This window comes from Marisediminitalea sp., assembly GCF_984433645.1.
Genome location: NZ_CFIDRX010000033.1, coordinates 19,103 through 30,219, shown reverse-complemented (window position 1 = coordinate 30,219; position 11,117 = coordinate 19,103). Strand labels below are relative to the sequence as shown.

The following is an 11,117-nucleotide window of genomic DNA, read 5'->3' as shown; positions in this document are numbered from 1 at the left end:
ATCATCATTTTTTCAAGGAGAATGCAATTTGGAAGCTTGGGTTGAGCGCGTTATGTATGCATCGCGATGGTTACTTGCGCCCATTTACATTGGATTAAGTCTGGCCCTGGTGGCGTTGGGTATTAAGTTCTTTCAGGAGCTCTTTCACCTGTTACCCCATGTACTGGAAATCAGCGAGGCTGACATTGTACTGGTGGTGTTGTCACTTATAGACATCGCGTTAGTGTCTGGCCTGATCATTATGGTGATGTTCACCAGCTATGAGAATTTTGTCTCGCAAATTGATTTAAAAGAAGGCACAGAAAAGCTGGCCTGGCTGGGCACACTGGACACCAGCTCACTGAAAAGCAAAGTTGCCGCTTCGATCGTCGCTATTTCGTCCATTCATTTACTCAAAGTATTCATGAATGCCAAGAATATCGATAACGACAAACTCATGTGGTATGTGCTTATTCACCTTACCTTTGTTGTCTCGGCTTATGCCATGGGCTCGCTGGATAAAGCCAGTCGCAAGCACTAGTTCCTAATTCCTGAAACCAGCCATATGGCTGGTTTCAGTCTCATTTGTCTTTAAGACGCAGCGGCAACACGCAAGCGTTCAACTGGCCGTTCATCTATCCACAAATGTAACAGCGCAGTAATGATAGCGATGCCGCATGCGGCCCACCACACCACGTCGTAAGAGCCGGTTACGTCAAACAGATAACCACCTAACCACACGCCGCTGAACGAACCAAGCTGATGGCTTAAAAACACGATGCCGTAAAGCAATCCCATGTAAGGCAAACCGAACATTTGCGCAACCAGACCTGACGTCGGCGGCACCGTTGCCAACCACAACAGGCCTGTAACTATCGAAAAAGCGTACACCGACGTGGCCGACATCGGGAAATACATAAATGCGGCTATCGACACAGCGCGTAACGCGTAAATCCAGGTAAGCAGCTTGGCTTTGGAATATTTCCCCGCCCAGGAACCTGACAGTAAACAACCGAATATATTAAACAGACCAATTAACGCCAGACTGGCCACTGCGACATCAGACTCAAAGCCCCGGTCACTCAAAAATGCCGGCATGTGCACGGTAATAAACGCCAGTTGAAATCCACATACAAAGAAACCTGCCACCAGCAGCCAGTAATGTGGATAAACACACGCTTCTTTCAGCGCTTCTTGCATAGATTGCTTTTTTGCCGACACATTGCCCCCTGAATCAGGCACCGATGCATCGCGTAACGGGGACGCTAACAACATCATCAGCAACGCACAGGCTGCCATGAGTAATAGTGCTGTACTCCAGCCATAACCTGCAATAAACGACTGTGCAACCGGTACCACAAGCAATTGCCCGGCTGAACCCGCCGCACTGCCCAGACCTAATGCAAAAGACCGTTTCTCTGGCGAAACCATTCTCGCCATGGCGGGCAATACCACGCCGAATCCGGTAGCCGCAATCCCCATGCCCATTAACAGCCCTGCCCCTGTGTTGAGGCCCAACACAGAATCTGTCGTCGCTGTTACATAAAGACCCAGTGCGTACAGCAATGTACCAGCAACAACGGTTTTAACTGTGCCGAATCTATCGGCGAACGCACCAGCAACAGGCTGGAATAATCCCCACCACAAATTTTGAAGTGCTAACGCAAAGGCAAACACCTCTCTGCCATAACCAAATTCGGCAGACACCGGTGCCATAAAAAAGCCCATCGAAGAGCGCAGACCAAAGTTCAGAGCCAACAACACACACGCAAATGCGATAGCAATGCTGAGTAAGGATTTATACTGTGACATAACGATTCCGTGTTTGAAGAACGACGAAGTGAAAGAATCATAGTGTAACTGACAACGACACCAACATCACCACACACACTTATTCAATCGCAATGGGAGTTGCTGGATAAATAATCAAAATGCGGTTAACTTATAATCAGAGAGCGCTCTTTCTGCACCTAAGACGGAAAATTATAAGTATGAAAGTCTTTCTTACAGAGCTAAAACGAAGGAATGTCATAAAGTCCGTATTGGCCTACCTTGGGGTTTCCTGGCTCATACTTCAGGTCGTTGAAGTCTTTTCCGGATTGATCGACATGCATCCACTTGTGGGTCCAGGCGTTATCCTGGCATTGACTTGCGGGTTACCGGTAGTCGCTTATCTGTCCTGGCACTTTGATATCAGTCTCGATGGCCTTCGGCGCACAGCTGAATCTGATGATGAAGCGGTTAAGCCCCTTGGAGCCGGCAGTTGGCTAAGCCTTGCGGGTATCGCGATACTAAGCATATTCATCGGTTTGCACATTTTCACGTCCATAGAAGCAAATTACAAAGCCGAAAGCGAAGGCCAGCAACAAATCATGCAGGCAGATTCTATTGCGGTTCTTCCTTTCACAGACCAGAGTCCAGAGCGGGATCAAAATTACCTGGCTTTGGGCCTTTCTGAAGAGCTCACAAGTTTACTGGGTCGAACCGAAGGGTTTCGTGTAGCCGCTTCCAGGTCTAGTCAGATTCTCTCCGACAAAGGCCTTTCGCCGGTGGAAATTGGCCGGCGCCTCAATGTCCAAACTGTACTGGCCGGTAGTGTAAGAGCTCAGGGTAACCGATTAAAAATACGTGTTGAATTAATCGACACTGAAAATGGACACACTTTGTGGTCTGAGCAATTCCTGCGTGCATTTTCAGATGTGTTTGAGTTAGAGAGCGAAATTGGTCGGGCCGTAGTCAACCTATTACAAGACAAATACATTGAAGCGGGTTCTTTTAAATCACTTAATACAACGGCTAGCACCGACGCATATGTCATGTATCTGAAAGGCAAAGAACAATACCGCCTGCAGACTGCGGAATCGATGAAAGCAGCCAGGACCTTGTTCGAGCAATCTATAGCGCTTGACCCTGAATACGCCCAGGCTTACGTGGCTCTGGCCGATACGATTGCGCTCTTAGCGGAAGGAGAAAGCCGCTTTGGCATTCTGAAAACCGCTATTGCGGCACAATTGGCCAAGCAGAATCTCGACAAAGCCATAATAAGGCAACCCGAAAACGCCGAAGCATTCGCTGTCAAAGGGTATGTAGAGTTCATGACAGAACAGTATGACACTGCGCTAACTGACCTGAATAAAGCACTTTCATTGAATAAGAATTTATCAGTAGCCTATATGTGGCGGCATTTTGTTCATGAAGCACTTGGCCATTTTGAACAAGCACTGGACGATCTAGAGCAAGCTCACTCACTGGATCCGATATCACGGGCAAATTTAGCGAATTTGGGATTTGAATATTCACGCCGCGGCGACTTCCAAAAAGCCAAGCAATACCTGACCCGGTTAACAGAGGATTTTCCCAATTATCCGCAGGCTTATGTCAACCTTGCTGATGCCAATTACCTCGCGGGCGAGCACGCAGAGAGTCTGCGAAACTGGCTGACAGCCTATTCTTTGTCACAAGACAACCTGAACTACCGGAATCGAGCCGCCAATATTCTGATTGAACTCGGACTGACAGAGAAGGCTAAGCAGCTCGTTGATGCAACCGACCCTACTTATCAGTCTTTTATTCTGGCTCGGGAAAGAAACGGTGAAGCATTGGAAGACGTTCTGGCATTTCAAGTTGCCAGTAATCCAGATGATTTCTGGGTGAAAATGGAACAGGCTATTTATTTAGGATGGATGGGGAAATCAGGTAAAAGCGCAGAGCTATTTATTGCACTTGAGGATCTAACACCGATACAGGAAATGTACGTCATGCCGTTTTGCTCACCGGCTATTGAAATCGCCTGGGCACAACAAACGCTAGACATAACAACGGCAACTGACAGCGCGCTAATTGCGACCTGTACAAAACAGCTTAAAGAGGAAATCAGCGTATTCAAAGACAGCTATTTAATGTATTTGTCAGCCAGGATTAGCGCACTGAGCGGTAATAGTACTGCATTTGTCAAACACTTCAGCGAAGCCCTGGACAATGGCTGGTTGCAGTGGTGGACTGAGCATGACCCGCTGGTTGCTAACGTATTTGCCGAAAACGAACAAGCGAAAGCGTTACTTAATAAGCACAATAAAAAGCTTGCACTGGAAAAACAAAAGGCCGACAACATCGACCTTTCTTCTTTTTTGTAGCAATTTACTGTTTAACGCGCCGGCGACGAATTGTGAATAGAACAGCAATCGCCCACGAGCCTAACATCGCCGGAGCAGAAACGTTCTCTACTCTCGCCATAATCCGCACTGTCTCAGTGAACCCGCTATTCACACTAAAAGTAAGCGTATCCGACGCGTAAAGGCCCGAACTAACAAAACAGAAATCATCGGGATCCGTAACAGTTATACAATCTACCGGAAGCGCATTGTGCTCGTCCTGATAATAGAAAAACGTTTTATTGGTGCCTGACTGCATTGTAACGTCTAAAGTGATATCGTATTCACCCACCGGCATATCAAACGGGATGGCGGCATTTAAGAAAACCATACCTTTGTCTGAATACACCGGACTGCCCCAATCATCGTAATAAATGAGCTGACTACCACCAGCGTGGTCAATGTAGGAATCGTCACCTGTAAACTGCCACATTTGCCCGGCTGTATTAGATAACGTCCAGGTAATATCGTAACTGGCTGCCCCCACTAAATAAGCGAAAAAACTGCCAAAGGCAAATAGGTTTTCATCGTCGTAAAACGCATAGCTGCATCCGTCCCACACCGGCAAATATTGAGGGGGAATACTATTATAAGTGTCGTAATCCATTTCTTCGTAACAATCGCGCCCCGGTACAGGTAACAGATGCTGATTTCCCGAGGTAAAGCCGTAATTAGGTGATTGCCTCATTACAGAATCGAAATTGCTCGCCGACAGGGTAACGCCATAAGGTCCCATGACCGTATCCGCGTCATCTATAAGGTAATAACTTTGTGGCGCTGTAGAGGTTTTGGAGCCTCGCCCCCCTCCGCGAATCAATGCAGATTCGGCGATGGTGGAATACAACATTCCTGACATAACAATTAACAGTACAAATCTGTTTCTGAATTTCAACATGGCGTGCTCCTGCCAACGACCGAGGGTCATGTGTGTAGTGCGATGGTGATTTTTATTATTTTGATGCGTACTATCCTAGACCACTCATGTCTACCGTACAATTTTTAACCAACAGATAAGACCAATTCAGTCTTTTCGGCTGACGACAGTCTAAATACGATCAGCGATCACTAATCGGTAAATACAAGTGTTATGCTGCAACGCACAGGCTGGATTGCAACCGGAGCGTGAATAGTTTCCACACCGGAATGTCATCTGGCTGCAATCTGACATGCATACAATCACCCGTAAGAGGAGAATCACAATGCGAATGCTTCACACCATGTTACGCGTCAAAGACCTTGATACGTCACTGGCGTTTTACGTCGATACCATGGGCATGAAATTACTGCGCAAAAGCGTAAACGAAGAATACGAATACACATTGGCTTTCGTGGGCTATGCCGACGAGTCAGAACAAGCCGTACTGGAGTTAACCTATAACTGGGGCGACAACGAGTACGATATGGGTACTGCGTATGGTCACGTTGCGTTTGCAGTTGACGATATTTATGCTTTTTGCGAGCAATTAGAAGCGAAAGGCGCAGATGTGTATCGCAAGCCAGGGCCTGTCAAAGGTGGCAAAACGGTCATCGCGTTCGTGCGCGACCCAGACGGTTACGCCATCGAACTCATTCAACCGGAATAATTTGTTATGCGCGTAGTCCCCTTATCTTTTGTTTTATTGTTGTCAACGAGCGCGATGTCATTTGCCAGTCAGGCTTTCGATATTGTTGCTCACCGTGGCGCATCAGGTTATCTCCCTGAACACACGCTGGAAGCTATGGCGCTTGCGCACGCTCAGGGGCCGGCCTTTATTGAACAGGATCTGGTACTCACGCGCGACAACGCACTGGTGGTATTGCACGATATTCATCTGGAAACCGTCACAGACGTCGAGCAGAAATTCCCCAACCGAGCCCGTGAAGACGGCCGTTTTTATGCTCTCGACTTTACCCTGGCAGAGCTAAAAACCCTGCAGGTCCATGAACGTGAAAACGCTGACGGTAAGCCGGTATTCCCCAATCGCTACCAGGGCAAAGGCCATTTTACTGTTGCCACCTTTGAGGAGCAGCTCACCTCTATAGCTGAATTGAATCGCCTCACTGGCGCCAACATCGGTTATTACCCGGAAATCAAGTCACCGGCCTGGCATCGGGCTGAGGGCTACGACATCAGCAAAATCGTGCTGAACACGCTGAGAAGGCATAAATTGGATACCCCGGACGCGAATATTTATTTGCAGTGCTTTGACTTTGAAGAAGTGAAGCGTATCCGCAACGAATTGGGGGCCAAAGTGAAAATGGTGCAACTGATTGCGGATAATGACTGGGGTGAGTCCCCCACCAATTACGCAATGCTAAAAACACCAGCGGGCATGCGAGAGGCTGCGCAATATGTGCAAGGCATTGGCCCCTGGCTAGGCCACGTCACACAATCCACTAACCCACCTTCATTTGAATTGGCGGATTGGGTGCAAACAGCGCAAGCTGAAGGTCTGCAAATTCACCCATATACATTCAGGCTCGACGCTTTACCGCCGGGTATTTCCGCAGAACAATTGCTTCAGCTTATTGTAGGTAAATGGAAATTTGACGGCGTATTTACCGACCAGGTGCCGCCGGTAAAAGCCTTTATTGAGCAAATTGAACAAACAGCGCACTAGGTGTGTTGTGTATTAAATAGCAAAACGGCCGCAACAAGATGCGGCCGTTTTCATTTAAATCAGTTTGAATCTATGACTTCGCCAGTCTGACGACTACGCGGCGGTTGGCCGCTCGGGAATGACTGGTAGTATTCGGTGAGATATGGCGCTTCTCACCGTGACCGGTTAATTCGATGCGATCCGGATTTACGCCTAGGTCTGTCAGATAACTCTTTACCTCATTGGCGCGACGCACGGAAAGCTGCTGGTTGTTCCACGAACCACCGTAGCTGTCGGTATAGCCGTCTAACAACACCAGCTCCAGGTCGTTGTCTTCTCGCAGGTAATCGCCAATCATGGCCAGACGTTTCTTAGAGTATTTAGACAGCTCGACGCTGTTTTTCTCGTAACTCAACACCGTATAGCTGATATCTTCAAAACTGTAAGGCAACAGGTTTGACACACAGCTTACAAATTCCTGATACACCGGCATGAAATTACTGGCATTCAGGCCAACCGCTACCTTGTCTGCGGGGTTGTACCAATCCTGATAGTAAATGGTTGGCCAGAAACCTTTTTCGAGTTCACTGAGCATGGTCCAGGCGGTGTCTTCCGGCAAATCGCCATCGTACTGAGTGCGAATGGTCATATCCGCTATCTGACGGGCGCGCTGTCCTGGCATCCAGGCCGGCGGCACTGAATACACAGCAGCCGTATCAAAACGTTTCGGCAAGCGTTGCATATCCAGCACAAACTCCATGTTGAGCTGCTTTGATGCGACACTGGTAAACTGAGCCTCACCGTAACCCGGCAACGCATGCGACAGCGTGCAGCTTAACCTTGATGGTTCGCTGACCTGCCAATCCGACGATTCTACCGTGGCGTGATACTGACGCATGGCGCCGTGAGCAGCACATGTTGTCAGACCCAATGCCAACACAATTGAACTATGCAAAATGGATTTAACCATACTAGCCTCTGAATATGCCTCGTTAACTTATCGACAATTGCCGAGAAAAGTTTAGTTCCAGGTAGATACTCTTGCCTAATGTTGACATAATTTGCCCCTGAATGAGAACTGACTTTACGTTTAATTCGCGACTTCCGCGTTATTCGATTCGTCCACAACGTTTTTTTGAGTGATATGTCCGACACCAAACCTCAGCTTGCACACCGTTTCAGAGGCTACTTTCCCGTTATTATCGACGTTGAAACCGCCGGCTTTAACGCCAATACCGATGCCTTGTTAGAAATTGCCGCCGTAACCCTTCATATGGACGAAGAAGGTATGCTGCACCCGGATCAGACGTATCACGCCCACGTTACGCCGTTTGAAGGCGCGAACCTCGAGCCGGCCGCGCTGGAATTTAATGGCATTGATCCGAACTGCGCTTTGCGCGGTGCCATCGACGAAGATGAAGCCATGAAAGAACTGTGTAAAACCATACGCAAACAACAAAAGGCCGCAGAATGCCAACGTTCAGTCATTGTCGCGCACAATGCTACTTTTGATCAGAGCTTCGTTAATGCTGCCATTGAGCGTTGCAACATCAAACGCACGCCGTTTCACCCTTTTGTTTCTTTCGATACCACAACCCTGTCAGGTCTGGCGGTCGGTCAAACCGTGCTGGTAAAAGCCTGCCAGGCTGCGGGAATTGCATTCGATCAGAAAGAAGCCCATTCCGCGTTGTACGATGCAAAGAAAACTGCCGAGCTGTTTTGCTACATCGTCAATCGGTATGCCTCGTTAGGCGGATGGCCGCTTCCTTAGCAGACCATCTCGCCCCATTTCGTTAAATAATTGTAAAAAGGCATTGTAACTTCGTCGTTGAGTTGTACACTTAACAAACTTAAACGATTAAGATCCTATTATGCTGAACAATAAATTACTGCTTTGGAGTATTACCGTAGCCTGTGCCGGGTTCTTATTTGGCTTTGATACAGCTGTAATATCCGGAGCAGATCAACCCATCCAAGCCTTGTGGCAAACCTCTGATCTTACCCATGGTTTGTTTATCATGTCATCGGCCCTATGGGGCACAGTACTGGGGGCATTAGGCGCTAACATTCCCTGTGACCGGTTTGGCCGCAAAACCACACTGATTGCTATTGGGGTGCTATATCTGCTGTCTGCATTGGGTTCAGCGCTGGCAACAGATCCTGTTACTTTCAGTGTAATGCGCTTTATTGGCGGTATCGGCGTCGGTGTCTCCTCGATAGCGGTGCCCGCCTACATTGCTGAAATAGCACCAGCGGCTCAGCGTGGTCGACTGGTTGCGCTTTACCAGTTCCAAATTGTGTTTGGCATATTAATCGCGTTTTTATCAAACTATCTGCTGGCAGATACATTTCTGCTCAGTTGGCGCTGGATGCTGGGCATAGAAGCCCTTCCTGCGGCTATCTACCTGCTGTTGGTTTTCTTTGTACCAGAGAGTCCCCGGTGGCTGCTGCTACACAAACAGGATCACCAGGCAGCCAGTCAGATTCTGCATGCTGTAGGGGAACCTTCGCCGCAACACCTGATAACCCAAATTGAAAGTGAACATCAGCAACGCGCTAGCGAGAACCTGTTCAGTCATGCGTATCGCTGGCCAATACTGCTGGCGTTTTTACTGGCTTTCTTTAACCAGCTCTCGGGTATTAACTTTGTGATTTACTTTGCCCCACGCATCTTCAGTCTGGCGGGACTGGACAGCAGTGCCGCGTTGTTGTCGAGTGCGGGCATTGGCCTGGTCAACCTGCTATTTACCATGTTGGGGATGGTGCTTATTGACAAAGCTGGCCGTAAAACCCTGCTCGTTATAGGTTCAATAGGCTACATTCTGTCTTTAGCCGCACTCACGATAGCGTTTCAGTTGTCGTTGGCGGGTAATTTAGTGGTTGCCTTTATATTCATGTTTATCGCGTCACACGCGGTGGGCCAGGGTGCAGTGATCTGGGTGTTTATTTCTGAAATATTCCCCAACTCGGTGCGCACCAAGGGGCAAAGCCTGGGCTGCGGTACCCATTGGGTTCTGGCGGCTTTGATTACGCTTGTGATGCCAGCTGTGTTAGGCAGCTTTACGCCCACTGTCATCTTTGGCTTCTTTACTGTGATGATGGTCGTGCAGCTTATATGCGTGCTCTGGTTGTTTCCTGAAACCCGTGGCAAATCCATTGAAGAATTGGGTATGTCACTCTCAGACAGCCGCTAGCACCAATGAAAAAGGCGCCAACCGGCGCCTTTCACTTAAATATCGTTCAAGCTTATAGCTCTTCTGATTTTTCAGCCAGGTACTTAGCAACACCTTCAGGGCTTGCGTCCATACCAGATTTGCCTTCAGTCCAGCCCGCCGGACATACTTCACCGTGCTCTTCGTGGAACGCCAGTGCGTCAACCATGCGCAGCATTTCGTCGATGTTACGGCCCAGAGGCAGATCGTTAACTACCTGGTGACGTACTTGACCTGCTTCGTCGATCAGGAATGAACCACGGAACGCTACACCTGCTTCCGGGTGCTCTACGTCATAGGCCTGGCAGATTTCGTGCTTCACGTCAGCAACCAGGGTGTATTTAACCGGACCAATACCGCCTTGGTTAACCGGCGTGTTACGCCATGCATTGTGAGAGAACTGAGAATCGATAGACACACCAATCACTTCCACACCGCGCTTGGCAAACTCGTCATAACGTTTGTCGAAAGCGATCAGCTCTGAAGGACATACAAAGGTAAAGTCTAATGGATAAAAGAAAACAACGGCTTTTTTACCCTTAATGGCTTCGCTTAAAGAAAAGCTATCAACAATTTCACCGCTACCTAGCACTGCAGCAGCAGTAAAGTCCGGGGCCGGACGGCCTACCAGTACGCTCATAATTTGCTCCACTTGTGTTTGTGATTATTCCTAATGGCAGTATTGCCATGGGTGCTGACACTGTTGTCCCAGCCATGTCTATTATTGGTGCGCTTTTTTATAAAACAACAGCATCTGGTGAAAACTTTCAAATAATCCGACCAGTTTTTTTGTGATTGATGACGCATAAAAGCAAATCCGGGTTTTCCCCTATGGCATTTGCCTAGGGGCTGTTCAAAAATCACTACAGCCTGATAAAAGCACATAGCTAACTTTTGGCTAAATTTGCGGAAAAGCATTTGCAAAGATAACAAATAACAATTATTATCATTTGCAACACTAGTTAGAGGTTTTTTTATGTACGTGTGTATGTGCTACGGCATTACCGATACTGCTATTAAACGCGCTGTCACTGAAGACGGTGTGGGCAACATGCGTCAATTAAAAGAGCAACTGCAAGTGGGTTCACAATGCGGGCGTTGTATCCAAATGGCCCAGCAAATCATTGACTCTACTATCATCGACGAGTCCTTATTCAAAGACGTGGGCTAGTACCCGCCCCGGTAGTACTGCGCTT

The 11,117-nt window shown here is 48.2% G+C and carries 11 protein-coding genes; 7 read left to right on the top strand and 4 right to left on the bottom strand.

Annotated elements, in window-relative coordinates; all coding sequences use genetic code 11:
* The first annotated feature begins 28 nt into the window (after window positions 1-28).
* Window positions 29-520 (top strand): TIGR00645 family protein, encoded by a 492-nt coding sequence (locus AC4MRN_RS06615; protein WP_073318779.1) that lies wholly within the window; start codon window positions 29-31, stop codon window positions 518-520.
* Window positions 521-570: 50 nt separating this feature from the next.
* Here AC4MRN_RS06615 and AC4MRN_RS06610 read toward each other — a convergent pair whose 3' ends face one another.
* Entirely contained in the window at window positions 571-1,791 is a 1,221-nt protein-coding gene (locus AC4MRN_RS06610) for an MFS transporter (protein WP_491202828.1), read from the bottom strand.
* Window positions 1,792-1,970: 179 nt separating this feature from the next.
* On the opposite strand from AC4MRN_RS06610, the gene AC4MRN_RS06605 reads away from it, so the two are divergent.
* The gene (locus AC4MRN_RS06605; protein ID WP_491202827.1) at window positions 1,971-4,112 is read left to right on the top strand and encodes a tetratricopeptide repeat protein; all 2,142 of its coding nucleotides are present in this window, start codon (window positions 1,971-1,973) and stop codon (window positions 4,110-4,112) included.
* 4 nt (window positions 4,113-4,116) lie between these two features.
* Here AC4MRN_RS06605 and AC4MRN_RS06600 read toward each other — a convergent pair whose 3' ends face one another.
* The gene (locus tag AC4MRN_RS06600) at window positions 4,117-5,025 is read right to left on the bottom strand and encodes a hypothetical protein (protein WP_491202826.1); all 909 of its coding nucleotides are present in this window, start codon (window positions 5,023-5,025) and stop codon (window positions 4,117-4,119) included.
* A 304-nt stretch (window positions 5,026-5,329) separates the two neighbouring features.
* On the opposite strand from AC4MRN_RS06600, the gene gloA reads away from it, so the two are divergent.
* Together gloA and glpQ are read left to right on the top strand one after the other, a co-directional pair.
* Window positions 5,330-5,713, top strand: a complete 384-nt coding sequence (gloA, locus tag AC4MRN_RS06595) for a lactoylglutathione lyase (protein ID WP_255053252.1) — start codon at window positions 5,330-5,332, stop codon at window positions 5,711-5,713.
* 6 nt (window positions 5,714-5,719) lie between these two features.
* On the top strand, window positions 5,720-6,730 hold the full coding sequence (gene glpQ / locus AC4MRN_RS06590) for a glycerophosphodiester phosphodiesterase (protein WP_491056152.1): 1,011 nt from the start codon (window positions 5,720-5,722) through the stop codon (window positions 6,728-6,730).
* A gap of 70 nt (window positions 6,731-6,800) precedes the next feature.
* On the opposite strand, the gene AC4MRN_RS06585 is transcribed toward glpQ, so the two are convergent.
* Window positions 6,801-7,607 carry a flagellar protein MotY gene (locus AC4MRN_RS06585; RefSeq protein WP_370167299.1) on the bottom strand — a complete coding sequence of 269 codons (807 nt, stop codon included), beginning with the start codon at window positions 7,605-7,607 and terminating at the stop codon, window positions 6,801-6,803.
* A 246-nt stretch (window positions 7,608-7,853) separates the two neighbouring features.
* Here AC4MRN_RS06585 and rnt point away from each other — a divergent pair, with 246 nt between their 5' ends.
* Complete coding sequence (gene rnt / locus AC4MRN_RS06580; protein WP_490402774.1) at window positions 7,854-8,480, top strand: ribonuclease T; 627 nt, start codon at window positions 7,854-7,856, stop codon at window positions 8,478-8,480.
* Window positions 8,481-8,580: 100 nt separating this feature from the next.
* The gene (locus AC4MRN_RS06575) at window positions 8,581-9,903 is read left to right on the top strand and encodes a sugar porter family MFS transporter (protein WP_491202825.1); all 1,323 of its coding nucleotides are present in this window, start codon (window positions 8,581-8,583) and stop codon (window positions 9,901-9,903) included.
* 52 nt (window positions 9,904-9,955) lie between these two features.
* On the opposite strand, the gene AC4MRN_RS06570 is transcribed toward AC4MRN_RS06575, so the two are convergent.
* The gene (locus tag AC4MRN_RS06570) at window positions 9,956-10,561 is read right to left on the bottom strand and encodes a peroxiredoxin (protein WP_073320904.1); all 606 of its coding nucleotides are present in this window, start codon (window positions 10,559-10,561) and stop codon (window positions 9,956-9,958) included.
* A 336-nt stretch (window positions 10,562-10,897) separates the two neighbouring features.
* Here AC4MRN_RS06570 and AC4MRN_RS06565 point away from each other — a divergent pair, with 336 nt between their 5' ends.
* On the top strand, window positions 10,898-11,092 hold the full coding sequence (locus AC4MRN_RS06565) for a (2Fe-2S)-binding protein (RefSeq protein WP_073318801.1): 195 nt from the start codon (window positions 10,898-10,900) through the stop codon (window positions 11,090-11,092).
* Window positions 11,093-11,117: the final 25 nt, after the last annotated feature.